This window comes from Corynebacterium neomassiliense, from assembly GCF_900626215.1.
In the GTDB taxonomy this organism is placed as follows: Bacteria; Actinomycetota; Actinomycetes; order Mycobacteriales; family Mycobacteriaceae; genus Corynebacterium; species Corynebacterium neomassiliense.
The window spans coordinates 228,587-255,455 of record NZ_LR131106.1; the positions used below are offsets into that span (position 1 = coordinate 228,587).

19 protein-coding genes and 1 tRNA gene are annotated in these 26,869 nt (G+C 66.2%); 10 read left to right on the plus strand and 10 right to left on the minus strand.

Annotated elements, in window-relative coordinates; all coding sequences use genetic code 11:
- Positions 1–46: 46 nt before the first annotated feature.
- From ehuA to E0E18_RS01075, 3 genes are all read right to left on the minus strand, one after another.
- Positions 47–826 (minus strand): ectoine/hydroxyectoine ABC transporter ATP-binding protein EhuA, encoded by a 780-nt coding sequence (gene ehuA, locus E0E18_RS01065; protein ID WP_066588823.1) that lies wholly within the window; start codon positions 824–826, stop codon positions 47–49.
- Entirely contained in the window at positions 826–1,797 is a 972-nt protein-coding gene (locus E0E18_RS01070) for an amino acid ABC transporter permease (protein ID WP_066588820.1), read from the minus strand. The genes ehuA and E0E18_RS01070 overlap by 1 nt, the downstream gene beginning before the upstream one ends.
- 67 nt (positions 1,798–1,864) lie before the next feature.
- A complete protein-coding gene (locus E0E18_RS01075) occupies positions 1,865–2,902 on the minus strand; it encodes an ABC transporter substrate-binding protein (protein ID WP_130839109.1) in 1,038 nt (345 codons plus the stop codon).
- 361 nt (positions 2,903–3,263) lie between these two features.
- Between E0E18_RS01075 and E0E18_RS01080 the strand changes: the two genes are divergently transcribed.
- From E0E18_RS01080 to E0E18_RS14415, 3 genes are all read left to right on the plus strand, one after another.
- Positions 3,264–4,355 carry a Cj0069 family protein gene (locus tag E0E18_RS01080; protein ID WP_130841102.1) on the plus strand — a complete coding sequence of 364 codons (1,092 nt, stop codon included), beginning with the start codon at positions 3,264–3,266 and terminating at the stop codon, positions 4,353–4,355.
- A 116-nt stretch (positions 4,356–4,471) separates the two neighbouring features.
- Positions 4,472–5,395, plus strand: coding sequence for a tyrosine-protein phosphatase (locus tag E0E18_RS01085; RefSeq protein ID WP_161972225.1), 924 nt, complete (start codon positions 4,472–4,474; stop codon positions 5,393–5,395).
- A gap of 307 nt (positions 5,396–5,702) precedes the next feature.
- Positions 5,703–6,146, plus strand: a complete 444-nt coding sequence (locus E0E18_RS14415; protein WP_066588814.1) for a DUF6968 family protein — start codon at positions 5,703–5,705, stop codon at positions 6,144–6,146.
- 83 nt (positions 6,147–6,229) lie between these two features.
- Here the strand turns inward: E0E18_RS14415 and E0E18_RS01090 are convergent, their stop codons facing one another.
- From E0E18_RS01090 to E0E18_RS01100, 3 genes are all read right to left on the minus strand, one after another.
- On the minus strand, positions 6,230–6,631 hold the full coding sequence (locus E0E18_RS01090) for a DUF805 domain-containing protein (protein ID WP_161972226.1): 402 nt from the start codon (positions 6,629–6,631) through the stop codon (positions 6,230–6,232).
- A gap of 199 nt (positions 6,632–6,830) precedes the next feature.
- Positions 6,831–6,907, minus strand: a tRNA-Leu gene (locus tag E0E18_RS01095).
- Between the two features lie 46 nt (positions 6,908–6,953).
- Positions 6,954–7,628 (minus strand): TetR/AcrR family transcriptional regulator, encoded by a 675-nt coding sequence (locus tag E0E18_RS01100; RefSeq protein ID WP_237559575.1) that lies wholly within the window; start codon positions 7,626–7,628, stop codon positions 6,954–6,956.
- 155 nt (positions 7,629–7,783) lie between these two features.
- Between E0E18_RS01100 and polA the strand changes: the two genes are divergently transcribed.
- The 4 genes from polA (at position 7,784) to E0E18_RS01120 (ending at position 14,035) form a co-directional block, all read left to right on the plus strand.
- Positions 7,784–10,516: a DNA polymerase I gene (gene polA, locus E0E18_RS01105; protein ID WP_130839112.1), complete on the plus strand. Its 2,733-nt coding sequence runs from the start codon at positions 7,784–7,786 to the stop codon at positions 10,514–10,516.
- A 33-nt stretch (positions 10,517–10,549) separates the two neighbouring features.
- Positions 10,550–11,797: an isocitrate/isopropylmalate family dehydrogenase gene (locus E0E18_RS01110; RefSeq protein ID WP_130839113.1), complete on the plus strand. Its 1,248-nt coding sequence runs from the start codon at positions 10,550–10,552 to the stop codon at positions 11,795–11,797.
- Between the two features lie 178 nt (positions 11,798–11,975).
- On the plus strand, positions 11,976–13,436 hold the full coding sequence (gene rpsA / locus E0E18_RS01115; protein WP_066588808.1) for a 30S ribosomal protein S1: 1,461 nt from the start codon (positions 11,976–11,978) through the stop codon (positions 13,434–13,436).
- Positions 13,437–13,720: 284 nt separating this feature from the next.
- Positions 13,721–14,035 (plus strand): hypothetical protein, encoded by a 315-nt coding sequence (locus tag E0E18_RS01120; RefSeq protein WP_130839114.1) that lies wholly within the window; start codon positions 13,721–13,723, stop codon positions 14,033–14,035.
- A gap of 228 nt (positions 14,036–14,263) precedes the next feature.
- Here the strand turns inward: E0E18_RS01120 and E0E18_RS01125 are convergent, their stop codons facing one another.
- Together E0E18_RS01125 and E0E18_RS01130 are read right to left on the minus strand one after the other, a co-directional pair.
- The gene (locus E0E18_RS01125) at positions 14,264–14,818 is read right to left on the minus strand and encodes a PIN domain-containing protein (protein ID WP_130839115.1); all 555 of its coding nucleotides are present in this window, start codon (positions 14,816–14,818) and stop codon (positions 14,264–14,266) included.
- The gene (locus tag E0E18_RS01130) at positions 14,815–15,342 is read right to left on the minus strand and encodes a helix-turn-helix domain-containing protein (RefSeq protein ID WP_130839116.1); all 528 of its coding nucleotides are present in this window, start codon (positions 15,340–15,342) and stop codon (positions 14,815–14,817) included. The genes E0E18_RS01125 and E0E18_RS01130 overlap by 4 nt, the downstream gene beginning before the upstream one ends.
- On the opposite strand from E0E18_RS01130, the gene E0E18_RS14545 reads away from it, so the two are divergent.
- The gene (locus tag E0E18_RS14545) at positions 15,341–15,535 is read left to right on the plus strand and encodes a hypothetical protein (protein ID WP_237559576.1); all 195 of its coding nucleotides are present in this window, start codon (positions 15,341–15,343) and stop codon (positions 15,533–15,535) included. The two genes, E0E18_RS01130 and E0E18_RS14545, sit on opposite strands and share 2 nt — an antisense overlap.
- Positions 15,536–15,931: 396 nt before the next feature.
- Here the strand turns inward: E0E18_RS14545 and E0E18_RS01140 are convergent, their stop codons facing one another.
- Together E0E18_RS01140 and E0E18_RS01145 are read right to left on the minus strand one after the other, a co-directional pair.
- Entirely contained in the window at positions 15,932–18,202 is a 2,271-nt protein-coding gene (locus tag E0E18_RS01140; RefSeq protein WP_130839117.1) for a 3'-5' exonuclease, read from the minus strand.
- A gap of 21 nt (positions 18,203–18,223) precedes the next feature.
- Positions 18,224–24,766, minus strand: a complete 6,543-nt coding sequence (locus tag E0E18_RS01145) for a DEAD/DEAH box helicase (protein ID WP_202616671.1) — start codon at positions 24,764–24,766, stop codon at positions 18,224–18,226.
- A 322-nt stretch (positions 24,767–25,088) separates the two neighbouring features.
- Between E0E18_RS01145 and E0E18_RS01150 the strand changes: the two genes are divergently transcribed.
- Both E0E18_RS01150 and E0E18_RS01155 read left to right on the plus strand, forming a co-directional pair.
- The gene (locus E0E18_RS01150; protein WP_130839119.1) at positions 25,089–26,150 is read left to right on the plus strand and encodes a tyrosine-type recombinase/integrase; all 1,062 of its coding nucleotides are present in this window, start codon (positions 25,089–25,091) and stop codon (positions 26,148–26,150) included.
- Positions 26,147–26,851: a hypothetical protein gene (locus E0E18_RS01155; RefSeq protein ID WP_130839120.1), complete on the plus strand. Its 705-nt coding sequence runs from the start codon at positions 26,147–26,149 to the stop codon at positions 26,849–26,851. Before E0E18_RS01150 ends, E0E18_RS01155 begins: the two co-directional genes overlap by 4 nt.
- The last annotated feature ends 18 nt before the right edge of the window (positions 26,852–26,869 follow it).

The following is a 26,869-nucleotide window of genomic DNA, read 5'->3' on the forward strand; positions in this document are numbered from 1 at the left end:
CGGGTGAACCCCCGTTGAGCCCCCGTTGAGCTCCGGGCGGGGCCCGTCAGTCCAGAATGCTGGACAGGAAGGTGCGGGTGCGCTCCTCCTTCGGGGAGGAGATGAGTTCCCTGCCCGGGCCCTGTTCCACGATCCGGCCGTCGGCCATGAACGCCACCTGGTCCGCTACCTCACGTGCGAAACCCATCTCATGTGTGACGACCAGCATCGTCATCCCCTCATCGGCCAACCGGCGCATCACGCTGAGTACTTCGCCGACCAGTTCCGGATCCAGTGCGGAGGTCGGCTCGTCGAAGAGCATCAGCTTCGGCTTCATCGCCAGAGCCCGTGCGATGGCGACCCGCTGCTGCTGACCGCCTGACAGCTGCACCGGCCAGGCGTCGGCCTTGTCCGCCAGACCCACCTGGTCCAGCAGGTCACGGGCGGTGGCCTCGGCCTGCTCCCGGGACTCACCCTTGACTTTCACCGGGGCCTCGATGATGTTGCCGAGGACCGTCCGGTGGGGGAACAGGTTGAACTGCTGGAAGACCATGCCGACATCGGCACGCTGGCGGGCAGCCTCCCGCTCCGAGATCTCGTGGAGTCTGCCGTCCTTCTCCCGGTATCCGATGAGTTCACCTGCGACCTCGATCCGGCCGGCGTCGATCTTCTCGAGATGGTTGACGCAGCGAAGCAGGGTGGACTTTCCACCGCCTGAAGGGCCGATGAGGCAGGTGACCGAGCCGGTCGGGACGTCCAGGTCGATCCCGCGGAGCACGTCGAGGGAGCCGTAGCGCTTCCACACGTTGCGGAAGGAGATCATCGTCGGTGTGTCTCCGGAGGTCATCAGCGGTTCTCCTTGTTGTCGATGTCAGTGGTGCCGGGAGTGCCGGGGCCCACGACCTTCACATTCGCCGGAGGCACCCCCTCGGCGTCCGTCACGGCGGCCAGCTGTCGGCTCGTCAGGGTCCGGGAGGAACCCCGGGAGTAGTACTTCTCCAGGTAGTGCTGTCCGACCATGAGCACCGAGGTGATCACCAGGTACCACGTCGCAGCGACCAGCAGCATCGGAACCGGTTCGAACATCGCGTAGGCGATGTCTGTGGAACGGCCGTAGATCTCGCCCGCGTAGGGGACCGCGATGACCAGGGAAGTGGTCTTGAGCATGCTGATCAGCTCATTGCCGGTCGGGGGGATGATGATGCGCATCGCCTGGGGCAGGACGGTCCGGCGCATGGTCTGCCACCACGTCATGCCCAGGGCCTTGGACGCCTCGGTCTGTCCTTCGGGAACCGACTGCAGTCCTGCCCTGACGATCTCGGCCATGTATGCGGACTCGTTGAGACCCAGTCCCACGAAGGCGAGGACGAAGAAGTTCTTCAGGGCGTCCGTCAGGTCAATCTCGGCGAAACCGACGTTGATCGTCTTGTAGATCGCTCCGAGTAGTCCCCAGAACACCAGCTGGACGTACACCGGTGTCCCGCGGAAAATCCACAGGTAGAACCATGAGAATCCCCTCATCACCGGGTTGGGCGACATCCTCAGGACCGCCATCACCGCCCCGAGAACGATTCCGATGGCCATGGCGAGCACGGTCAGTGCGACCGTGTGCAGGGCGGCTTCCGCGATCCTCTTGTCGAGCAGGTACTTCAGGTAGGTGGACCAGCCGTAGGCACTGTTCGTCAGGGCACCGATGACGAACCAGGCCGCGAGCGCCAGCAGGATGACTGCGGCGACGATCCGTCCCGGATGTTTCAGAGGAACGACGTCGTTGTCGACCGGCCGGGTTCCGGCGGCGGTGGTTTCAGGGGTGGTCACTGGTCAGTCTCCTTGTTCGCGGAAGGTGCACCGGCTCTACCCGGAGTGCACCGGCGTTCACGGTCATTCACTGGTCTTCACTGTCGGTCGTCGGCCCGGCGCCGGAGGTGTTCCCGGTGCTGCTGTCGTCGTCCCCGAGCGTCGGCGTGGTTTCCGCGGACCGTTCCGGAGGAGCTGTGTTCACCGTGACAGCCTGGATCATGCCGTCGGTCAGCCCCCACGGAGTGAGGATCCTCCGGTATTCGCCCGAGTCGATGAGTTTCTGGAGTGCGGCGGCGAAGGCCGGGACGAGGTCCGAGCCCTTGCCGAAGGCCCATCCGAACGGGGTGGTGTCGAAGGCGTCCCCGGCGGGGACAAGTTTCCCTTTCGACCGTCCGATGGCGTAGTCCGTGACGGCGGAGTCGGAGCTCATGGCGTCCGCCCGTCCCAGCGCCGTGGCGGTGGACGCCGCATTCGCGGACTCGTAGACGAGTTTGGTCAGTGCCGGTTTTCCCGCGGCCGCACATTCGTCGGCCTTGACCTGGACGTCATCGGTGTCGGAGTAGGTCCCTTTCTGCACGGCCACGGTGAGTCCGCACGCGTTCTGAGGGTCAACCTCCCTGCCAGGGGTGGTGGCCCAGGAGATGCCGGAGGTGTAGAAGTCCACGAAATCGTAGCTCTTCTGCCGTTCCTCGGTGTCCGAGAATCCGGAGGCGCCGATGTCGACGGTGCCTCCGTCGATCGAGGGGAGGATGAGGTTGAAGTCCTGCTGGCGGAACTCCACCTTCAGCCCGAGCAGGGCTGCGGTGGCGTTGACGAGGTCGACCTCGAAGCCGATGATCCGGCCGTCAGGTGCCTTGAACTGGTTGGGCGGGAATGTGGGGTTCGTGCCTGCGGTGAGGGTACCGCCGTTCCGGTACCCGGCGGGGAGGAGCTCTCGGAGGGCGGGGTCCGGTGCGGGCAGGGTGGAGACCCAGCCTTCAGGATTCGCCGATTCCGTGTTTGTCACGCAGGCGGTGAGCCCCACCGCGGACGCCACGGCGACGACAGCGGCGAAGACCGCCCGGACTGGCCGGCCGCTCCTCCGCCCCGCCGGACTTCTCGGAGTGTGGGTGGGGGATGTCATGGGGAAGATCTTAGGGGACGCCGTATGCGGCCCGGACGGGTGCACGCGCAACGGGGACGGGAAGTTACCTGTCTGTCACACCACGGCCCGGTTGTGCCCGGGTGAACGCATGGCCGGTGCAGGGGCGGAACCGCTGTGAAACATGTGTGTGGCATTCACCGGGACCTCATGTGGGCGTCGGCCCGGTGTTTCCTTCATCCCGTAGCTTCCGCATCACCGGGCACCGACCGTTGCGGCACTGCTGTGGCACTGCTGTGGCACTACTGCAGCTCTGGCGTGGCGCCCGGAACAGACAGTCACGTACAAGTCAGGAGTGAGCCCCATGACCACTGTGATTCAGGATGACCGTGCCGGTGCGCGACTGCGCAGAGCCATCGCCGTGTTCGAGACCGAGGGCGGGGGAGACAAGGACTTCACCGGACACCGCAGAGACACGATGCCGATAGTGCAGTCGATCCGGGACCTCGGATGGAGATGCGAGGTCATCTACTACCGTCCCGAATGGGAGGAGGAGCTGTTCGCCCATGTCTCCGGGAGATTCGACGCCTATATTTCGCGGGTGAACCCGGGGACTGTTCCGGGCGGGGAGGCCGGCTATCTCCGTCTGCTCGGGCGACTCTCCGGTGCCGGCCTCGTGGGTATGCCCACCCCGCAGGACATGCTCGCCTTCGGCGCGAAAGACGCCCTGGTCCGGCTTGTCGGCACGCCGCTGGTTCCACCGGACACGGCCGCGTACTACGACACCGACACCTTCCACCGGACCTTCCCGACTTCCCTGTCCTTCGGTGAGCGTGTGCTCAAGCAGAACCGGGGTTCCGCAGGCTCGGGAATCTGGCGGGTCAGGGTCGACGACGACGAGGTGGCGGCGGCGTCCCGCCCGGGTACCGCGCTGCCCACGGACACTGTGCTGCGGTGTACTGAAGCTGCGGACAACCACACCGAGATCAGACGGCTCGACGAGTTCATGCGGTTCTGCGACAGCTACATCCACGGCGACAACGGGATGATCGTCGACATGCGATTCATGCCGAGGATTGTCGAGGGGGAGATCAGGATACTCATGGTCGGTGATGAACCGGTGTTCGTCGTCCACAAGAAGCCGGCTGAGGGCGGGGAGAACTTCTCGGCGACCCTGTTCTCAGGTGCCCGGTACACCTACGGCTCACCCGGAGAATGGCCTGAACTGGTCGGAATGTTCGGAGAAGCGATGCCTTTCGTCGCGGAGCGGCTGGGCGCGGGGGGAAGCGGACACGGTGACGTCCCCCTGCTGTGGTCGGCTGACTTCATGCTGGACACCGCCGACGACGGATCTGACAGTTATGTGCTCGGCGAGATCAACTGCTCCTGTGTCGGCTTCACATCGGAGCTGGACATGGGGATCCAGGAGAAGGTCGCCGCCGAGGCGGTGCGCAAGGTCCTGGCCCGCCATGCCGGTCTACCCGTACCCGCCTGAGTGCAGGTCGGCTCGGCGGGGCCGGGAAACGGAGAGTTCCCGGATACGGCCGTGTACTGACAATGTTCATCCGGTGGATGAACACTGTCCATTTTATCCGGATACGGTGTAAGTTCGTGATTGAGAAAAAGTACATGCTCGGAACAGTTGCACTTGCTTCAGTGATTATTCTGTCGACAACTGCCTGCTCTGAAAACCATGATTCCCATGCTGCCACCACCGCGGCAAGCTCTGAAGAATCAAAATCAACCGATGTAACAGAGATTCGCGATGCGGTACAGGTAACTCCCAGGTTAGAATCTGCTGATAATTTCCGAGATGTGGCAGGTGACGGTGACGGTTACGAAACTGCGGATGGCCGACATATTTCCCGGGGCGTAGTCTACCGTTCGAATGTACTCACCTTGTCCGAAAAAGACCTGAAGACTGTAGAGTCACTGAATATATCCACCATCCTCGACCTGCGTACTCCTTCCGAGATTCGTGAATCGCCTGACGTGACGGTGCCCGGAGCCAAATGGATCAACAGAAACATTCTCGGTACCGAGTCCACCGACTCCTCGGTATCGGCATCGACCACCCCTGAAAGTGCGACAAGAATGATGGAGGACACTGAAAGATCAATGGTCACGGATTCCGGTCTGCGCAAGCAGATTGCGGCGACACTGCGCGACGTGATCGATTCATCCGGGTCGGTGATCGTGCACTGCAGTGCAGGTAAAGACCGCACGGGATGGATTTCGGCAGTACTGCTGAAAGCTGCCGGTGTATCGGACAGTGACGTGATGAACAACTACCTTCTCACCAATGACTATACGAAGGACCGTATAGGGAAATACTATGACGCCATGGTGGAGAAGAACGGTCAGACTGCGGCCGACACCATGAAGCCACTGCTGGGGGTCCAGAGTTCATATCTCCAGGCGGGTCTGGACGAGGTCAACGAGAAATACGGCTCATTTGACTCCTACATCACCGACGGGTTGGGGCTTTCCGACAGTGAGCTGAACGATCTTCGTGGGAAACTGGTGGAAGGCTGATCCGTACAGCTGTTCCTGTGAGGTCGTCCCCGTCCAGTTGTCGGGCAGGAAGACCTGCGGGACGGTTGACCCCGTGTCTACCCTCCGATGCCCCGGTCGTCATCGTGTCCGGCGACGCGATCTGTCAGGCGTCACGCCGGTCTGCGGTTCTGCCTGTCCAGTTTCGGTGAGGTATATTGGCGGCCAACCCGACGGTGTGTGAGGCGGAAAGTGGAATGGCAGCGTCTCTGGCAGGAAATATGGTGGTGTCCCCCGGTGCGGTGGCTGCAGACCGCGCCACCTGCCCGGCAGATTGTCGGACCGTAAGATGACCGCGGCGGAGGTGCCGGTGGTGTCCCGTACTCTCCAGCGCGAAAACGGCGGAGCGGTGCGGATCCGTGTGTGGGCCCCGTACAGTGACGGGCAGGACTGGTTCGTCCGGTGGTCGATACACGGTCTCGACAGCGGGGAAGTTGAGATGGTTTCCGGAGGTGTCGACTCCATGCAGGCGATGATTCTCGCGTTGTCCGCGGTAGGTGACAGGATGGGCAGCGAGGCCGGCACATTCACTTTTCAGCAGGGGCCGGGCAGCCAGTTGTTGCACACTGTCTGGAACGGAATTCAGGACGAATGGACGGCAGCGGTGAGTATGCCTACTGTCCCTGCTGGTCAGATCACACTTCCCGGAACCAGCACGAGTGAGGCGGGAGGTCGGGAAAACGGACGAGGCAAGGTCACAGGTGACAGTCCTGATTCGCCGACTGCCAGCTGATGTCGCACAGCCGCAGGAATTTCTGTGGTCCTTGTACAGTTCGCGCGATGCAGCTGTCCCGATCCGGGCCATTTCCGTGCACCTCAGATATCGGCAGGCTCGCTCCATTTCTTCTTCTGCTTTGTCCTGTCGGTCGGTAAGAGTGTCATCACGATAAAGCCAAGCCAGCCGACGAAGGGGACGGCATTGATGAGGAACCAGAGACCTGCGAACCCTGCATCGTGCAGACGACGCCAACTCAGGGAAAGGGAAGGAACTATGAATGCGGCGAAACAGAATTTGCTGAGTACATTTGAAACTGACTCTCCTGCGAGAACTCCGACCATCGTCAAAGCCGACGATACCATGAGCAGATACAGCTGTACCCACCAGAACTCTTCACGCGATGCAAATCCTTTGAAACACCAGTATTTCTTGAAATAACGTGTGACTGATCTCCTGAACGTGTCCACATCCCGGGGGAGGGGCTGCTCAGCCGCAGGCATTGGCGCAGTGCCCCCGTCGGTGGAATGCTGAGCCGGCCTCATTCTCCCATTGGTACCATATAAGAACTGATCATGTGGCGCGCCTGATGTCTCAGGAATGAGTGGGAGTGATCCAAGGGTTCACAGGGCCCGTTCTCGCCGCCGCGATGTGGTACCGGACCGGTACCACATCATCGCTGCTTCTCTGGTGCCCTTTCTCTGGTGCCCCAGGTGAGACTCGAACTCACACTGGACGGGTTTTGAATCCGTTGCCTCTGCCAATTGGGCTACTGGGGCGGTTTCAGCGGCGGGCTCTCGCACCCCCGGCTGTCGGTGGACGATACTACTGCACCTGACCGGGGCGCCCGTCCAGGGCCCCCTGGATCAGGGAGCCGTAGTAACTGATGAATGTCTCCACCCGCTCAGAGACGAAGAAGTCCTCGGTGACGAGCCTGCGCATCAGGGACAGTCCCGCCAGCATTGACATGGCGGCTTCGGCGCGGGTCTCGGCGTCCATGGCGTCCTCTGCGGAATCGTTCCCGTTCTCCGGGGACTCCTCGGCGATCTTCTTCACCAGCCAGTCCACGACCTGCTCGCGGTAGGCGCGGCCGATGGCGTCCACGATGTGCCTGTTGCCTCCGGAATCCGCCAGGCGGTGGACGATCGAGTTAGGGGAGTCCGGCGCCGAGGTCACGGCCAGGCGGGTCAGATAGACTCCCAGGTCGGAAAAGGGGACCTCCTCGATACGCGCCGCCGCGGCCGAGAAGTCCAACTGGGACTCGAACAGGTTCTCCTTGGTGCGGAAGTACTTGATGATCAGCGGTGCGCTGACACCCACTTCGGCGGCGATCTCCTTGAGGGAGACCTCTGAGTACGGGCGTTCGGAGAACACCCGGCGTGCGGCGATGAGAATCTCACGGCGCGTGTCCTCGGACCGGCGGCGCGGGGACATGCTGTCCCGGGTGTCAGCGCCGTCAGGGCGGAATGCTCCCACAGGCCTCGGGGTCTGATCTGTCATGGCGACTAGGATAGCCCGCAGTACACTCGGTGAGCTGTTCCGCCGCCCCGTGTCCGGGCACATGCCGGTCCAGGCCGACCCGGATGCCGGCACATCTGCCCCGACGACAACCCCCGACGACATTTCCCCAGAACCCGTTCCCGCTGGAAGGCCCCATGACCGACGTCGCGCCCCCGAAGACCCGGAGTGACAGTACCGACAAGGCGACTGCCGGGCAGTCCACCCTTCTTCTCCTCGACGGACACTCCCTGGCTTTCCGTGCCTTCTACGCCCTGCCCGTCCAGAACTTCTCCACGACCGGTGGACAGCACACCAATGCCGTCTACGGGTTCCTCGGTATGCTTCTGGGGCTCGTCGAGACGGAGAAGCCGACCCATGTTGCGGCGGCCTTCGACCTGGCCGGACCGACGTTCCGCTCGGAACAGTTCCCCGCCTACAAGGCGCAGCGTCCCTCGACCCCGCCCGAGTTCCACGGCCAGGTGGAGCTCATCCGGCGTACGCTGCAGGCTCTCGGTGTCACCACCCTGTCGAAGGAGTCCTACGAGGCTGACGACATCATCGCGACCCTGGCCACCCGGGGCAGGGAGGCGGGGATGCGGGTGCTGGTGTGCACCGGGGACCGGGACAGTTTCCAGCTCGTCTCAGATGACGTGACTGTCCTGTACACGCTCAGGGGAGTGTCCGAGCTGGACCGGTTCACCCCCGGCCGGGTTCTCGAGAAGTACGGGGTCACCCCCGCGCAGTACCCGGACCTGGCCGCGCTGCGCGGAGACACCTCCGACAACATGCCCGGCGTTCCCGGGGTGGGGCCGAAGACCGCGCAGAAGTGGATCACGACCTACGGCAGTCTCGACGGCGTGGTCGAACACATCGACGAGATCGGCGGAAAGGTGGGCCAGGCTCTGCGCGACCATCTCGACGATGTGCTGCTGGCGCGCAACATCACCGAGATGGTCCGCGACCTCGACCTCGGCGAGGAGGGTTCTCTCGACGCGCTCGTCCCCGGCAACCCGGACCCGGCCGCCGCGTTGGCGGTGTTCGAGGCGTTGCAGTTCGGCACGACCCTGCGCAACAGGGCGTTCCGCACTTTCGGCGTGGAGTTCGAGGACGGGGGGACCACGGAACTCACCCTCGATGCACCCGGGAACGGGAAACTCGCGAAATGGCTCGCGGCCCACACCGCCTGGAAGGTGGACCGGCCGGCAGGGGACGCCACGGTGAACAGGCCGCTCGCCGTGGTCGTCACCGGCCTGGGCACCCCCTATGGTGGACGCGCCGACCGGATCGCCCTGCTCGACCCCGTGCCGGGGGAGGACGCCGCGGTGCATGTGGTCGACATCGACCTGTCCGACCAGGACCCTGCGGACGAGGCCACGTTGCGCGACTGGCTTGCTGACCGGGGCGCACCGAAGTGGGTCCACGACGCCAAGACCGAGTGGCACAAGCTCAACGGCTCCGGGCTCCGGCTGGACGGGGTGGAGCATGACACCGCCCTTGCCGCCTACCTGCTGCGGCCGGACCTGAGGACCGGTGATCTCGCCGACGTGGTCCAGCGTCATGTCGGTCATGAACTCCCCGCCGACGCCCCGGGCCCGTCGCGTGCACAGGCGGTCACGGAGCTTGTCGTCGCACTGACCCCTGAACTGGCGGACATCGGTGCCATGGAGCTCTACCTCGACCTCGAGGTTCCGCTCTCCACTGTCCTGGCGAGGATGGAGGCCACCGGGATCGCGGTGGACCGGGCGGAGCTGACCGCGTTGGCCGGGGACTACGAGGGGAAGATCGCCACCGAGGTCGCTGCGGCACGCCGGATCGCCGGTGACCCGGAGCTGAATCTGTCCAGCCCGAAGCAGCTGCAGAGGGTGCTCTTCGAGCAGCTGGGCCTGCCGACGACGAAGAAGACGAAGACAGGGTTCTCCACCGCCGCCGGTGAGCTGGAGAAACTCGCGGCGTCCCACCCCCACCCGTTCCTCGGACACCTGATGGCCCACCGTGAGTACCAGAAGATGAAGTCGACGATTGACGGACTCATCGAGTCTGTCGCCGACGACGGCCGGATCCACACCACCTTCAACCAGCGGGGTGCGGCCACCGGGCGACTGTCGTCCTCGGACCCGAACCTCCAGAACATTCCGGTGCGCACCGGGGCGGGACGGCGGATCCGTGAGGCGTTCCGGGTGGGCAGCGGCTACGAGACCCTGGTCACCGCCGACTACTCGCAGATCGAGATGAGGGTGATGGCGCACCTGTCGGGGGACCCGGGCCTCACCGAGGCCTACCGTAACGGGGAGGACCTGCACAACTACGTGGGTTCTCGGGTCTTCGACGTCCCCGTCGACCAGGTCACCCCGGAACTCCGGCGCAGGGTGAAGGCGATGAGCTACGGGCTGGTCTACGGGCTGTCCCCGTACGGACTCTCCCAGCAGCTGAGGATTTCGGCGGGTGAGGCGAAGCAGATCACGGAGAACTACTTCGAACGCTTCGGCGGGGTGAAGCGCTACCTGGACGAGGTGGTGGCCCGTGCCCGCGAGACCGGGTACACGGAGACCCTGTACGGGAGGCGTCGTTACCTTCCGGAGCTGAACTCGAGTAACCGTGTCGCTGCCGAGGCTGCGGGGAGGGCCGCCCTCAACGCCCCTATCCAGGGGACGGCGGCCGACATCATCAAGCGGGCGATGCTCCGGGTGGACCGGGAGTTCACCCGCCGTGACCTGGCGTCGAGAGTGCTGCTCCAGGTCCACGACGAACTGGTCGTGGAGGTCGCCGACGGGGAGAAGGACGTGGTCACCGAGGTCCTGGGTGAGCAGATGGACGCGGCGGCTGAACTGAACGTCCCTCTTGACGTCTCCACCGGTGAGGGGGGGACCTGGGACGCCGCGGGGCACTGACCGGGTCACTGGCCGGGTCGCTAGGATGGCCGCATGGCACAACCGTCGACGACCACCGCCCCTCGGCCGGACAGTCACAGTGGCGGGCACGTGGTGCTCGGCTACTGGGACGGGGAGGGGATCGGCCCGGAGATCACCCCTCCGACCCGTAGGGCGGTGGAGCTGGCGCTGGAGCCGTCCGGGGTGACGGTCACCTGGACCCGCCTGGAGCTCGGAGCCGCGGCTTTCGCCGCGACGGGGCAGGTGGTTCCGGACGCCACGCTCGCCACTGTCCTGGGCTCCGGGGAGGACGCCGGGCTCGACGGGTGGGTCCTCGGACCCCACGACAACGCGTCCTATCCTCCGGAGGCCAGGGAGCAGCTCAATCCCTCGGCCGCCCTGCGGTCGGCCGCCGATCTCTGGGCCAATGTCCGTCCGGTCCTGGCACTGCCGCGTGCACCGGCCCCGGACCTGGATGTGGTCGTCGTCCGGGAGAACACCGAGGGGATGTACGCGGACCGGAACATGGTCACCGGTTCAGGCGACCTGCGGGTGACGAGGGACGTCGCACTGGCGGTCGGGGTGTTCACCAGGGAGAAGATTCGGCGGATCACCGGGTATGCGGCGAAGGGGGCACAGGGGCGCGGTGGCGTCCTCACGGTGGCGCACAAGTCCAATGTGCTGGCCCGAACGTCCGGGATGTACCTGGAGGAGGCGGAGAGGGTGTCGGCAGCCACCGGGGTCGAGATCCGCCCCGTGCACATCGACGCCCTGTGCGCTGAACTGGTCAGCCATCCGGGGCGGCACCGTACCATCGTGGCCGAGAACATGTTCGGGGACATTCTGTCCGACCTCACGGCCGCTCTCGGCGGGTCGTTGGGCACGGCGGGCAGTGTCAACGCCGGGGACTGTCACGCCATGGCGCAGGCGGCGCACGGTTCGGCACCGGATATCGCGGGGCTCGGCACGGCGAACCCGGCGGGGTTGATGAATTCCGCTGCACAGCTGCTCTCCCACCTCGGTTACGTGCGGGAAGGCGGGGCTCTGGCCGCGTCGGTGCGGGCGGCGCTGCAGAGTCGCCCGACGGCGGACGTCATGGCGGGAGGACGCCCGGCCGGTCTCCCGGCGGGGGGATCCGCCGCGCAGGTGGCGGGGACGGGGAGGACCCCTGTGGAAAGTGACGGTGCAGGGCCCGGTGGTGCAGGCGGGAACAGTGGCTGGACCGGGGTCCGTCCGGCGTCCACCGCGGAGTACTCCGGGGAAGTGTTTGCACTGCTAGCGGGGCACAGTGTACGGTATTGACCGTTAAGCGCCTTTTGAGTTCGATGGGTCTGTTCATTGAGCTCACCGGGGTCGCGAAGCCACGTCGGGGAAGTCGTGCGACCGTGTGAGCAGCTGGGAACAGCCGGGATCGCGGTGCGGTGGAACCGGCGGAGTCCTGTCCACAACGATAACTATCCGTTTCGGAGCACCTTCACCTATGCCCACCAACAACGTTCCTCAGGTTGCCATCAATGACATCGGCACCGCTGAGGATTTCCTCGCCGCCGTCGACTCGACCATCAAGTACTTCAACGACGGTGACATCGTCGAAGGTACCGTCGTCAAGGTCGACCATGACGAGGTTCTCCTGGACATCGGCTACAAGACGGAGGGCGTCATCCCCTCCCGTGAGCTGTCCATCAAGCACGACGTCGATCCGGGGGAGGTTGTCGAGGTCGGCGATGAGGTCGACGCTCTCGTCCTCACCAAGGAGGACAAGGACGGACGTCTGATCCTCTCCAAGAAGCGTGCCCAGTACGAGCGCGCCTGGGGCACCATCGAGGAGCTCAAGGAGAAGGACGAGCCGGTCACCGGTACCGTCATCGAGGTTGTCAAGGGCGGCCTCATCCTCGACATCGGTCTGCGTGGCTTCCTGCCCGCCTCCCTCGTCGAGATGCGCCGGGTCCGCGACCTGCAGCCCTACATCGGCCAGGAGCTCGAGGCGAAGATCATCGAGCTGGACAAGCAGCGCAACAACGTTGTCCTGTCCCGCCGTGCATGGCTCGAGCAGACCCAGTCCGAGGTCCGTTCCGAGTTCCTGCACCAGCTGCAGAAGGGGCAGGTCCGCAAGGGCGTCGTCTCCTCCATCGTCAACTTCGGCGCCTTCGTCGATCTCGGCGGTGTCGACGGACTCGTCCACGTCTCCGAGCTGTCCTGGAAGCACATCGACCACCCGTCCGAGGTTGTCGCCGTCGGCGACGAGGTCACTGTCGAGGTTCTCGACGTCGACCTCGACCGCGAGCGCGTGTCCCTGTCCCTGAAGGCCACCCAGGAGGATCCGTGGCGCGTCTTCGCCCGGACCCACGCGATCGGTCAGATCGTCCCGGGCAAGGTCACCAAGCTCGTCCCGTTCGGCGCTTTCGTCCGCGTCGAAGAGGGCATCGAGGGCCTGGTCCACATCTCCGAGCTGGCCGAGCGCCACATCGACGTCCCGGACCAGATCGTCACCGTCGGTCAGGACCTCATGGTCAAGGTCATCGACATCGACCTCGAGCGTCGCCGCATCTCCCTGTCCCTCAAGCAGGCTGACGAGGACTACTCCGAAGAGTTCGACCCGTCCAAGTACGGTATGGCCGACTCCTACGATGAGCAGGGCAACTACATCTTCCCGGAGGGCTTCGACCCGGAGACCAACGAGTGGATGGAAGGCTTCGACGCCCAGCGCGAGGCCTGGGAGGCCCGCTACGCCGAGTCCGAGCGCAGGCACAAGCTGCACACCGCCCAGATCGAGCGCCACCGTGCCCAGGCTGCGGAAGCTGCCGAGGCCGGCGAGTCCGGATACTCCTCCTCCAGCTCCGAAGGTGCGGAGGCAGTTGCTGAGAAGCCCGCGTCCGACGCAGGTTCCCTCGCCTCCGACGAGCAGCTCGCTGCTCTGCGCGAGAAGCTCGCCGGCAACTAGTCCGCCGCTGCCGACGGTCCCCGTTCTTGGCGGGGACCTGAGGCGCAGCACCCGTCTCGCCGCTCCGAGATACTGCTGACACTCCCCTGAGGTGTGCCGGTGGGGAAAGCCCCCGTGGATCACTCCACGGGGGCTTTCCGCATGTCCGGACAGCTGGTGCCCCGTCACCCCAACCGGAAGCGGTCGCAGTACTCGCCAGGGGTGACACCGAGCGTCCGGTGGAAGGTCCGGGTGAAGGTGTGTCGACGGAGCCGAAACCGCAGGAGGAAGCGACACGGCCGAGGGTGTCGACTGCCGTCTCCAGTTCCGTGCGCGCGGCGTCCAGCCGGACGGCGGCGACACAGGCGGCGGGTCACGTCGAGGTCTTTCCTGATGACGCGGGTGAGCTGACGGTCACTGACGTGCAGCCGCTCCGCCAACCGGGGGACGGTGAGGTCGTCGGCGAGATGCTCCCGGACGTACTGCTGCAGCTCGGAGATTCTGCGGGACCGCGGTTGCGGGCGACGCACACGACATCGTCGCGGACTTCCTGGGGACAGGGCTGGGATATGAGGATCATCCTTCCAGGCCCGTCCTGCCGGGCAAGCCAGATCAGATGACTTAAAACGTGCAGCAGACCCCAGGGAAGTGACCCGGGAGTAACTTGTCGCGGTGATGCCGGCCATGCGCCGGTTCGCCCACCGGAAGCGCCTGCGGAGCCCCGGCCGGTGTAGTGGCGACGGTCCCGGTGACCGACGGGCCGGAACGGGTCATCTACATGGCCTGGAGCAGCTTCAACCCGTCACCGGCGGCGACAGTGCTGCTGAAGATCCCGGGGAAGCGCGCTGCTACTGCAGTTCGTCCCGGATCTCGGTGACGAAACCTGTGGCACCACAGTTCTCCAGTGCTGCCAGGATATCCAGGACGCTCTGTCGCGGATTTCTCCGACGCTCAGCAAGAATATGGACGGCGGAGACCACCCTCGTCGGATAGAGGTCGAGAAGGTCGAGGAGGAAGTCGTCGGTGGATTTCGCCTCGAGCTGGTACCGGTCGAGTGCCGCAGGTGGGAAGTGCCTGAGATTCTCTGTCACGATGAGAGATGCCTGTCCACGCAGGGCAGCTGCGATGACATGGGCATCGTCCGGATCCAGACGATTCTCCACGGTATCCATGAAGACCGACCAATCGGTCACCAGCGCATCAGGGAAAGCCCTGTTCATCTGATTCAGGCGGCGACCGATGTCGAGATTCTTGGTGTCGAGCACCGCAAGCCGAGTTTCCTCCTGCACTTTGTCGCTCCATACCGGGGCGAAGGCACCCGATGAGGCCAGTTCCAGCAACAGGTCCGTCCCGGTAATGGAGTACATCGAGCAGGCGTCGATGAACACCCGGAATCCGCTCATTTCGCAGCGCCACCGGACTTCCGGGCGCGGCGTACGGCGTCCACTGCCGCAACTCCGTCCGAGAAGTCAAGGTCATGCAGTCCCTGCTCCTCCGCGTCGTCCGCCATGTCCTGGAAGATCCGCTCCCGGTCTTCCCTGGCCTTCTGCTGGTACGAGAGGACATCCTCCAGGTTCAGTCGCCGGTGCCTGCCTCCGGTCGTCTTCTCGCAGGGGATCTCTCCGTTGTCGATGAGCTTGATGACGGTGGGGCGGCTGATGCCGAGAAGGTCTGCAGCCTGTTGTGTCGTCACCTTCCGGCCGACGGGAACAATACTCACGGCATTGCGCCGAGACATGGCCCGGACCACTTTTGACAGCACCTCGTAGACCTCGGCGGGGATGTCGAAGGATTCTCCGTCCGGGCCGACGAGTACCGCAGGGCCGCGGTTGTTGCCGATGAACCGTGCCAGTTCCGTCAGTTTCTCGAGGTCAGCCGGGGGCAGGGTGGTGTCACCGTAGCGGGGGGAGGTGTTGGCTGTCGTCATGGCACCAGTGTCCATCAATTTCGAAAGAATCGCAATGGCTGCCGCTCAGCGCATCAGCCTCCCCATGAGCCTCGCTGTGATGTCCGTGTCCACCCCGCCGGGGAAGACCACGGACACGGTGACGGACGTCTTCCGCAGCTCCACCCGCAGCCCCTCGGTGAACAGTTTCACCGCCGCCTTTGCCGCCCCCTAGGCGCTCTGGCCCGGCACGGGGACCAGCGCACCCATACTCGACACGTTGACCACCGTGGCGTCCGGACGGGTGAGCAGACCGGGCAGGAACGCCTCCCCCCTGTTCACCGCACCCCGGAAGCACACTGCCATGACGCGGTCGAGGGCCGGTCTCCGAGGCCAGGGCGTCGGTGTGCAGGTCGAGGGCGTGCACCGTCGCTCCGTGGTCGAGCAGTTGCCGGACGACCTCGCGTCCGATACCCGGCCCACCACCGGTGTCGACGACGGTCTTTCCGTTGATGTCCAGGCCCCCGGTGTGACACTGGGCGGAGTCGGGCACCGGTGCACGGAGATATCAGGGGCTTCCAGGGGTGGCGTGCTACGGGTGGGCGACCCATTACGGGAGTCGATGTGTCGCCTACGGCAGCAGTGCCGAGCGCTGTCCCGGAACAGTGATCACCAGGGCATCACGGGCCCGGGACGCGGCGACGTACAGCAGTGCCCGCTCCTTCTGGATCTCGTCATCGCGTTCGTGCTGGCCGAGTCCCTTGAGCGACCAGGCCAACGGCAGGGACCGGTCGTCGATCCCGACGAGCACCACGTTGTTGAACTCCAGGCCTTTGGCCTTGTGCATGGTCACCACGGAGACATTCGAGTCCTTCCCTGCGAGGTCCCTGTCATGGAGCGCGTCGGAGACCTTCTGCGCGATCCGGTTCGTCCGGGTGAGGACCCCGATCTGCGCTTCGGGATCCGAGATCGTCCAGTTCCGGACCACCTCGACGACACCGTTCAGCTCCGCCCCGTCGTCAGGGAAGGTGAGGATCTGCGGCCGGGGACCGGAACGCACCGACCGGTACCCGGACGTCGAGTCCTCGTCCCCGGAAGAGTCGGTCCAGGCGTCAGTGCTCCCGTTGAGGATCTGTACCGCGTACCCGAGGTTCTCCCGGGTGGTGCGGTAGTTCAGGGTGAGCCGTCGGGACCGGCCCCGGGTCTCGATGCCGAACCGGGAGAGGACCAGCTTCGCCCCGTAGATGCGCTGGTGGGAGTCCTCGGCGAGGAAGATGTCGTTCGGACCCGCAGCAACAGCGGCCCGCAGGAACCGCCAGTGACCGGCATGGAAATCCTGGGCCTCGTCGATGACGATGTGGTCGAAGAGACGGTGTCCCTCCGTCTGCGCCCGGTTCTCCAGGATCCGCGCCCCGAGGGCGGCCATGGCGGCGTAACCGATCGTCCCGTAGATCCCGCACTTGGCGAGGAAGGTCTCGATGACCGACCAGACCTGTTTACGCGCTGCCCGGTTCAGGGCGGTACCCCGTCCGGGCCGGGGGACGCGGAGATAGCCGGCGAGATCTGTGATGCCGTTGGCGATGACGACGGTCTCGTACTCCTCGGCGAGGAACCGGATGCCGGCGGCCTCGCCCCGCGGCGGGGTGTCGACCTGGTCGAGGCTCTCCTGCCACCGGTTGTCCCGGTCCTTGTCGCTGAGGTACTGGGGCACCGACGACAGGGTGATACCCAGGGCCTCCCGGGCCGCGGCCTCCCGATCGTCCTGGGAGGCGAGCTTGATCTCGTGCCAGATCAGCTTGTCGATGCCGGCGATCCAGAGTCCGGGTTCACCGGGGGTCGATGCCTCCGGGTAGAAGCGGTTGAGCTGGTTCATCTGCGCCTTGAGCGCCGTGGACAGTGGCGTGGTGTACGTGGTGAGCAGGACTGCCGGGGCCGGCCGGTCCTCCCCGAACACGTTGCCTACCTCGGCGAGGTCCCCCTTACGCAGCACCAGGTTGTTCGCCCGGTGCAGTGCGACGACGGTCTTTCCGGTACCGGCGCCACCGGTCACCCGGGCGCTGCCGTTGAAGGACTTCTCCGCGAGTTTCTGCTGCGACGGGTGGAGATAGACCCGCCAGGCGTTGAAGTCCCCGTCCTCGATGGCCCGCCGGAGATCCTCGTCGTTCTCGATGAAATCGAATTCCATCCGCGCGGCAGGGTGCTGCAGGCTACGGATGACGTCGGCGTCGTCGGTGACGTCAGGCAGCTCGCCCTCGTCGAGAATTTCGATGGACAGTTCGTCACGGATCTCCTCGACAGAGAAGCCGGCTGCGAGACCCTCGAAGGTGTCGGCCACCCACCGGGGCAGTGTCTTCAGTTCTTCGGCGAACTCCGGTTCCGTGGTGGTCGCCAGGACGCGGCGGGTCACCGTCGGGGAGACACCGATCTCCCGCTCGATGGTCTCCGGGGTGAAACCGGCGGCGATGATGTCGCGGGCCGGGGACTCCTGCGCAGGGATTTCCTGCACCGGTGTGTCCGGCGTCTGAGCCGGGACGGGTGCCGGGACGGGTGCCGGGGCCTCTGCCGGGGCCTCTGCCGGGGCCGGGTCCACGACGACGGAGGGGATTCCGTTGACCGGGTTGATGTCGAGCCGGATCCGGGGAGCCTTACGGTAGGCGTCGTCGTGGTTCCAGGTCCCCAGGTACATGAACTGGTGGAAGTCGGATCCCTGGAGCTCCAGGAGCACGGCCCGGAACTGATCGTTGACCCGGCCGGTACGGATACGCCGGTCGGCGGCGGAATGGACCGGCTCGATGTGCAGGGAGGGGCTGGCCGGATTCTGCTGCAGTTTCTGCAGGAAGTCGTAGACCTGTTTCTTGAGACTGCCGTCGGTCTTCGGGCCGATGTCATTGAGAATGACCATGGGAGACAAGGTGCGGATCCTTTACTTCGTGGTCGGTGAGGTGGTCGGGGTGAGCCCGGCGAGAATGTCCGGGACCTGTCCCTCGGAGATGTCGGTGAGGGAGAGGACATGCCAGCCGGTGAGTGCGTCAGCGTCAGCGCCGGTGAGGTCGTCGTAGACGATGGTGATCCGGGACTCCGGCCAGGCCATCGCGACCATGATTCCGTCGTTGATCTCGTCCCCGCTGACGGAAGGGGCAGGTACACCAGCTCCGGCGAGTACCGTCATGGGCACGGTGACGTCGTCTTCACCCTCGAACTCGGTGAGCAGTTCCTGCCACGCCGGGCTGACAGCGGTGGTGACCTGAGGAATCACCGGGGCGATGTCGGTGGTCGGGGTGGTGGTGACCGCCGGTGCACTGTTATCCCCCTCCGGTGCGTCAGCTCCGGTACCGGTGACCGTGACCGAGGCCCCGGTGGCACGCAGCCACAGCAGGTTGGTCAGGGAGAGGAACAGCTCCCAGTCCTGCGACGGGAGCAGTGGCCGGTCCTCCGGAGCCTGGACTGGCAGGGTACAGGTAAGCTCCGCCTGGTGCTCCGAGACCATGTCGACGGCGACCTGTGGGGTCAGTACCTGACGCCGGATGCTCCGGTCGGTCCGGTGCCCCTGGGCGACGAGGTGCATGACTGCAGCCCGGCTGAGCTTGTCCCAGTAGTCCGGATCGGCGTTCGCCAGCAGGTCGATGAGCTGGGTGAACGGGTCATGGGCCAGGATATCCAGTCGGTCCCGGCCGATCCCGTACTTTTTCACCAGTTTCGGTTGGAGGCGGGGAATGAACCAGGACGGGGCGGGGGACTCGGATGCCTCCTCGGCGATGTCCAGGTCATGCCAGGTCAGCGACCAGGGAAGATGGTTGTCCGGCCCGGTGTACAGACCGGCCCGTTTGGTGAAGTCCTCCGGCAGACTGAAGTTTCTGCCGCCGGCATGGAAGGCGCGGCCGTCGAGGTACACAGCGATCGGACGGATCCCGGGGCGGTCGTTGGTGAGCAGGAAGTCAGGCTGGGTGGACCCCAGCATCGTCTGTTCCTGCAGATGCCACGGGGAGTCAGTTCCCGGGACCGTGAAGTCCAGGCGGACGCGTCCCCGTTCGGTACGCTCCTCGATCCGGGCGTTACGGTCGGCGAGCGCGGTGCGGAACAGCGTCCGGAACCGCAGTTCCAGCGCCGACCCCTGCGAACTACCGGTGGGCCTGGTCTCGGAGACGACCCAGTTCTGCTCCATCGGGGCCTCCGGGTCACCGTCGGTGACCAGGTGGTCGACCCCGGTGAGCAGTTTCTCCAGGGCATGCTCGGCCACGGACCGGGAGGTGCTGTTCAGGCCTGACGGGGACGCGTAGGGCAGCAGGCAGGACGGGCAGCAGTCCCGGATCCCGTCCAGGCTCTCCTCGGTGGCGCAGGTGCAGTCCCGGACCTTCCGGTAGGCGGCGAGCAGCAGATCGTGGACGGACGCGGCGTCCGCGAACCGGGTGAGGTAGCCGGTACCGCCGGGCACAGTGTCATGCAGCAGCAGGGCCTCGGTGGTGGTCCCGTCACCGCTGCGCACCGTGACGGTGGAGACGTCGAGGTGCTCCGGGTCGCCGCCGAGAACAGTGGTGAACCCGAGCTTCACCGCGGCGATGAGACTGGTCACGGTCAGTGAGTCGCCCCGGGCGACCAGCGGAGGAAGATAGAGCAGCACACCTTCGGTGGTCATGGACCTGCCGAGGGCGAACTCCACGGTGGACTCCTCCAGGGCATCGCGCCGGGAGCACCACGGCCGGTGGTCCCACCGGGAGTTCGACCCGGCCTCGGAGTCCGTGTGCCCGCATTCACTGCAGACATGGAACAGCGGGGCAGTGACGGCGTCCCCGCCGAGTGTGCGTTCCTTCCCCGGTCCGGTGCCGAGGTTCATCCAGTGCAGGTCGACCCGGTGCAGATAGGTCGCTCCGAGACCACCGGGCACCGACCAGGACGCCCCTTCCCCGTTCTCCGGGATGTCGAGGAACAGTCGGACAGTGAACCAGGTCCGGCGTCGGTCATCGGTGATGTCGGAGATTCCGGCCCGGCCCCGGTCAACCTGGGCGGAGACCTTCCGCAGCGGCAGTGTGGGGATGAGCTGGGACTTGTCGGCCCACCCCGGGTTCCCGCACTCCGGGCAGGCCGGCTTCAGGTCCGCCCCCGGCCGTTCCACGGCGAGGTGTGAGCAGGCCGGGCAGACCCGCCACTGCTCGATGTCCGCACCCTCGTGACCGATCTCCACGGAGTCGATGGTCGCCGCGATGCCCTGGGCGTAGAACGTCGCCCCCGGGGCGAGTTCCTGCAGGGCGACGGAGGCCCCACGGGAGTAGTCCCGGGAGGCGTGGGAGAGCTCGAGGGTGTTCGGGTCCATCTCGGTGACGGTGACGGTGAGCTCCACCGTATCGTCGAGCAGGGTGAAGTTCGGCAGCAGCCCGGCGCGTTCCAGCGCGGAGATCCACTGGTCCTTCTGCAGCTCACGGAGCTGGTGGTGGACATGACGCAGGGCGGTCTCGGTCTCCCGGAGTTCCCGGCGCCCGTCCTCGTCGGCCCCGGCGGCACTGGTGGTGCGCCGGGTGAGCAGTCCGACCATCTTCTCCAGGGTGTCCAACCGGGTCCGGAGGGTGGCGGTGTCCGCCCGCCACCGGTCCCGGGCGGCGACGAGTTCCCCGGACAATGACCAGGTCGGACGGTCGGTGTCACGGGGGGCGACCCAGTCCCGCAGGGCCTGACCGGATGCCGCGGCGACCGCACGGGGCAGGGACGCGAGGAACCCGTCGAGGACCGCCAGGACGGACTCCGTGGCGGTGTCGAGCTGCTCGAGGAGGAACTCGGTGAGGTCCGGGTTGTCGGGTCCACCGCCGAAGACGCTCCGGCCGTCGGTGAGATCGACGACGGTGGTCGAGGGGGTGAGGCTGTCGAGCCACCGGGCGAGGAACTGCCGGTGCAGGATGTCGACGGCCGACAGGTATGCGGCCGGGGGCGTGACGGTCCCGTTGATGACGCTGAGCGGCTGGTCGAGTTTGGGCAGGGTCACACCGCGTCCACGGACCATTGCGAGGACCAGGGAGTTTCCGGTGAGACGCCCGGCACGGCCCACCCGTTGGACGTAACTGGCGACGCTGGTGGGCAGGGAGGACAGCATCACCGTGGAGAGGTCACCGATGTCGATACCCATCTCCAGGGTGGGGGTGGCGACCAGTACGTTGGGGGCGTCGGCCGGGGCGGTGTCCGCGGGCTGCTTGAAGGCGTCCTCGACGGCGAGCCGTTCGTCGGTGGGCAGGATACTGGTGTGCTCTGCGGCGATGACGGTTCTCGGCTCGGACGCCCGGTAGAGGTTGCGGTAGTAGTTGTCCTCCACCGGGACGCCGCGGAGGTGCCCGGTGCAGTCCGGGGCGGTGCAGGGCCGGTCGGTGAGGATGTCCCGGATGCCGGCGGCGAGCCCGGTCTGCCGGTGGCACACGGTGCACTCGAGGACGCCGGGGGTGTCCTCGATGCTGAGCAGGACTTTCTCCGGTGCCACGGCGTAGACGGTGCCGCGGGACCCGGTGGCGGTGGCGGTGAGGACACCGGCGGCGGCGAGTTCGGTGAACAGGGCGGTGACGGCGGTGGCGGCGTCATGGGTGGACAGGCCGAACAGGCGGGCGGTCCACCGGGCGTACCGGCCCCGGGCCGACTCCACCGGGGTGACGGCGTTGTTCCGGGCGGCGGCACCGGTCAGGGCTGGACCGGAGCGGGGGAATTCCGGCGCCCCGCCCCGGGGGAAGGCCGGTATCCCCATGGCCCGGGAGGTCCGTCGGTTGAGCAGGTAGGGGTTGCAGTCGCCGGACAGGTACCCGACCCCGGTGAACCAGGGGTGGTCGATGCCACCGCGGGCGCGGACGGTCTCGACCACGCCACGGGCCCAGGCGACCAGGCAGGTGTCATGGTCGTTACCTGCGTCGTCACCTGCGTCGTCGCCGTCGAAGGAGAGCGGAACCGCCACGGCGGACAGGGCCCGGTCCGCGGCGGTGCGCAGGGCCGCGGTGTCGGCGTCCACCCGGACGGTCGCGGACCCGGTGAGGGACAGGGACCGGGGCAGGTCGGCCCGTTGCCCGAACTCCAGGGCGAGGTCGAATCCGAGACGGTGCAGGGCACCGACGGTGTGCTCCCTCCTGTCCTTCGGCCGGGCCTCCGGGTCCCAGAACCCCCGGAACCGGGGAGAGTGGGCGAGCTCCGGGGGCAGCAGCTCGAACCGGGACCGGGCGACGTCGACGGCGGTGCCCCGGGCGTCGGCGAGGCCGACCAGCCGGGCCGGGAGTTCGCTGAGTCGGACGGTGCCCCGACCTTCGGCCTCCCCGTCGGCCCCGGTGCTGCCGGTGCCGAGGGCGCGCCGGGCGAAGGTGCGCAGGGCGAAGGCCCGGGACCGGGACTGGACGAAGGCGGCGCGGTGGGCGGCGTCCTGCACCGAGTCGGTGAAGACCAGGGTCTTCTTCTCCCCGGCGTCGAGCCCCGGCATGCCGAAGAGGTTGGACAGGGCGACGGAGAGCAGGGTCGCGACCGAGGACCCGAGGTAGCGGATCGAGTCCTTGTCCCCGCAGGACGGGCAGGTCTCGTCGCGGGCGAGATCGGCGGCGTTCTGACCAGTGTAGGTGAGGACGGGGACCGCCAGGCCGGTGTCGATCCGCTCCTCGGCGGGCCGGGACGGGCTCAGTGTGCCGAGCTCCGGGTCGAGCCACTGGACCGGTGCCCCGGCGGCGAGTTCGTCGAAGGCGGTGAGCAGGGGTCGGTGCCGGTCCTTCTCATCGAAGGACGTGGCCCGGATCTGCCCGGGGTCGAGCACCGGGGTGCCGGTCCCCGGTTCCAGGGAGACCATCCAGCCGGAGCGTCCGCAGTTACGGCAGTGGCAGGCCGGCAGCCAGGTGGCAGGTTCGGTGAGGTCGACGTCCGGGTCGTCGGCGACGGCGGTGGGGCCGTCATCGGACCAGCGGAACATCTCGCCGGGGGAGGAGGACAGGCCGACCCGACGGTCGATGTGGGAGACCTCCCGGATCCACAGGTGGGTCTCCACCCCGGGCAGCAGTTTGCCGCGCAGCGGGGAGTCCGTCACCCCCAGCTCGGACCGGAGCCAGGCCATGTAGGTCAGGACGTGGGTGAGGAACTCCGCGGCGGCACCGTCCCCGGCACTCCGGCGTTCCACGGCGGGCACGAGAGTCTCCACCAGCCCGGACACGTCGTGGTCCTTCCCGCCGCCACGGAGCGGGCGGGAGACTGTACAGGCCTCCAGCATGCTCCGGCACAGCGGATGGTGGGCCCAGGCGCTGATCTGGTCGCCGAGATCGGCCGAGGCGCTGAGACCGAGGTACTCGTCGGCAGCGGAATGCCCGGCAGGCTGGGCGGTCAGTGCGGTACGCACCGCATCGGTGTACCCGACACCGTCTGTGGTCAACGCGGCGACCTGTTCATTGACCGCCCTGATCAGCTCCGCGGTGACCGACCAGTCGGCGGGCACTGTGGTGGGAACGGCGTCTGAGACAGCAGGGAACTCCCGGTCGACCGTGTCGATCCATCCGTCGACACCGAGCATCGTCTCGGTGACCACCGACCGGTCCGAGGACGTCTCCGGGAACTCCTCACCGAACACGGTCCGGGCGAACTCCCGGATCCGCGCGGTGTCCCCCTGGTCACCGAGCGTGGCGGACGTGGCGACCGGGGTGATCTCCCCGAGCGGCCGGTCACCGGCGAACCGGTCCGGCGCGGAGTCCCGGAGCATCAGCCCCAGCCGCCGCAGCAGCAGGGAGACATCGGTGCCCTGTGCCCCGTCATAGGTGTGGAACTCATCGAGGACCAGGTACTGGAGGGATTCCGCCGAGGCTGCCCACAACGTCCGGTCCTCCTCACGCAGCAGCAGCTGGTCGAGCATCTTGTAGTTGGTCAGCAGGATGTCCGGCGGCGTCGCCCGGAGCGTCTCCCGGTTCGTGATCAGGGACGCCTCGGTCACCGCACTCGCCCCGTACCGGTCCGCTTCACCGGTGTACAACCCGGCCGTGACCCCGGAGAGCCGTGGATCACCGGTGAGCAACCGGGCCAGACGGTCCGCCTGGTCATTGGCCAGTGCGTTCATCGGGTAGAGGATCAGTGCCTTGATCCCCGTCTCACCCCGGGCCCGCCGGCGCAGCGCATGATCGAGCACCGGGTAGAGGAACGCCTCGGTCTTACCCGATCCCGTCCCGGTGACCACCAGCGTGGGGGACGGACGTCGGTCGGCGAACCCGTCATGGGAACGCAGCCGGTGGAACGCCTCCGCCTGGTGCCGGTAGGGGGTGAACCACTGCGGCAACCAGGACAGCAGCCCCCGCCAGTTCTCCGCCGGGGCGTAGGGCAGCCGGGTCCTGACGTACGGCCCCCGGAACATACTGTGGGCGGTCCCACCCAGGAACTGCTGCAGGGCCTCCGACGTACCCCTGTCCGCCAGGGAAAAACTGGTGGTCAGGTACTCGGTGATGCCGTCGACGAGGTTGCCGGAGGCATGGGCGGGACTGAGGGTTGCCACGGTGGAGAAGACCTCTCTGATCATGGGGATGCCGGTCTGAGAAGCATCTTAGGGGCACTGAACTTTCGCTGACAGGACCGGGTGTGGGAGATACGGGGGATTCGGCCCACCCGGTCCCACATTTCACGGGGGGTAACCGGATGCCCCGGAGACCCCTACGCTGATCTGCCCGGTGCATTCTCGGGACATAAGAAACAGACACCGACAGACAGGAGAAACCACGGTGAGTGTGCAACGACGACCGGCAAAAGGCCCCGCCAGAGATGGCCACCGGGTCCAGTGGATCGTGCGGTACCGGGACCCCGACGGACGGTCCCGATCCGTGTCTTTTCCCACCCAACGCGAAGCGAAACTCCGGGACGCGGAAATACGACGCGAAATTGCCCAGGGCGCATGGATAGACCCGAGGGACCAGACCATCACCGTCCGGGAACTCGGGGAACAGTGGCGGGACCAGGCGGTGCGGGAAGGCACGCGCCGGGACCGCCAGTTCCTGGTTGACAACCTGGGTGCGTTGACGGACTGCCCGCTGGTGAAGGTCCGGCGCACGATGGTGACCGAGTGGGTGAACCAGCTGCGCGAAGGCCGGCCTTGGGCCGGGGGAAGACCACTGGCGGAGAGCAACGTGATCAACCGGTGCGGGCAACTGCGCTCCCTGTTCCAGCACGCGATCGACGACGGTCTGCTGGCCCGGAACCCGGCAGTGGTACTCAAACGGCAACCCCGCCCGGAAGGCAGTGTGATCGAGCGGGCGGTGCCGACCCCGGCGATGATCAGGAGCCTCATCGCCACGGCGGTGACCGGCGGAGCGGTACCGGGACAGGCGGACGACCAGCCGGTGACACTGCCGGCCTCCCCGTGGCTGTCGATGGCGGTACGGATCGCCTCGGAGACGGGGCTGCGCGCCGGGGAGGTCGCAGGTCTGGTGTGGGAGGACGTGGACCTTACCGGCCGGGTGCTGCGGGTGCGACAGCAGCGTGGGCAGCGGTCGGGGGAGCGCGTGCCGTTGAAGACGAGGACCTCGGTACGCGACATCCCGATCAGTGCCCCGTTGGCGGACTACCTGGGGGACTGCCGGGACGGTGGGGACGTGGACCCGGTGGTGCGCAGTGTGCGGGGACGGCCGGTGACCACGCAGCGGATCTCGGCGGCGATGCCGAAGCTGCGGTACATCGCCGGGGTGCCGGAAGAGATCAGTTTCCACGGGCTGCGGCACTATTACGCCTCCCGGCTGCTGGCCTCGGGTGTGCCGTTGCCGACGGTCTCTGCGTTGCTGGGCCACGGGAACATCGCGGTGACGGCGCAGGTGTACGCCCACTACCTGCCGGGGCAGATGGACCTGGCCCGGGACGCACTGGAGCGGTTGGCGGGGGAGATCGGGTGAAGTGGGTCCTGAACGCGCCAACAATTCAGGCAAGCCGTGCCCGCGCTGCTGTCGCCGCAGGTCTCACGGAAACCCTGGCCACCGCCGCTTTCCTCGGTTCGGTGGCGGAGTTCCCGCACCTGAGGAACCAGGCCCCGGACCTGTACCGCGCGTTCATCGAACAGTGCTGGCAGCATGCCTCTGACCGCGGTCTGACATCACTGATCCATCCCCGGAGTCACTTCACCGAGGCGAAGGCAGCCCCTCTGCGTCGGGAGGCCTACCTCCGGTTGCGACGGAACTGGAATATCACCAACAAACTCGGACTCTTCGATATCAACCGTGATGAGAAGAACTTTGATGTCGCCATTTACGGAAGTCGCCGAGCAGAACCTGACTTCATCATGGCATCGAGCGTGCACCATCCCCGGGTGATCAACGAGTCCCTTATCCACGATGGGAGCGGGACTCTTCCCGCGTTTCGTGACGACAATGACAAATGGGACCTTCGGCCACACCGTGAACGGATCCTCCATGTGGATCTGGAACGTCTCTCTGCATGGAAGTCCATCCTGGAAGATGAGAACACGTCGGTCCTCGACACGCGGATGGTGTACACGGTGAACTCAAACGCCATGCAGATCTTGACACTAACTTGCCACCGCACCCCGGATGAAGGATCTACAGCTACAGTTCTCTGTAGGGTGGAACGAGTCCATTGATCGACGTAAGGGATTCTT

Excerpts from the sequence above, each read along its gene's own strand:
- ehuA (WP_066588823.1), bottom strand. The coding sequence starts at position 826 with ATGACCTCCGGAGACACACCGACGATGATCTCCTTCCGCAACGTGTGG.
- E0E18_RS01075 (WP_130839109.1), bottom strand. The coding sequence starts at position 2,902 with ATGACATCCCCCACCCACACTCCGAGAAGTCCGGCGGGGCGGAGGAGC.
- E0E18_RS14415 (WP_066588814.1), top strand. The coding sequence starts at position 5,703 with ATGACCGCGGCGGAGGTGCCGGTGGTGTCCCGTACTCTCCAGCGCGAA.
- E0E18_RS01090 (WP_161972226.1), bottom strand. The coding sequence starts at position 6,631 with ATGCCTGCGGCTGAGCAGCCCCTCCCCCGGGATGTGGACACGTTCAGG.
- E0E18_RS01100 (WP_237559575.1), bottom strand. The coding sequence starts at position 7,628 with ATGACAGATCAGACCCCGAGGCCTGTGGGAGCATTCCGCCCTGACGGC.
- polA (WP_130839112.1), top strand. The coding sequence starts at position 7,784 with ATGACCGACGTCGCGCCCCCGAAGACCCGGAGTGACAGTACCGACAAG.
- E0E18_RS01110 (WP_130839113.1), top strand. The coding sequence starts at position 10,550 with ATGGCACAACCGTCGACGACCACCGCCCCTCGGCCGGACAGTCACAGT.
- rpsA (WP_066588808.1), top strand. The coding sequence starts at position 11,976 with ATGCCCACCAACAACGTTCCTCAGGTTGCCATCAATGACATCGGCACC.
- E0E18_RS01125 (WP_130839115.1), bottom strand. The coding sequence starts at position 14,818 with ATGAGCGGATTCCGGGTGTTCATCGACGCCTGCTCGATGTACTCCATT.
- E0E18_RS14545 (WP_237559576.1), top strand. The coding sequence starts at position 15,341 with ATGGCACCAGTGTCCATCAATTTCGAAAGAATCGCAATGGCTGCCGCT.
- E0E18_RS01130 (WP_130839116.1), bottom strand. The coding sequence starts at position 15,342 with ATGACGACAGCCAACACCTCCCCCCGCTACGGTGACACCACCCTGCCC.
- E0E18_RS01140 (WP_130839117.1), bottom strand. The coding sequence starts at position 18,202 with ATGGTCATTCTCAATGACATCGGCCCGAAGACCGACGGCAGTCTCAAG.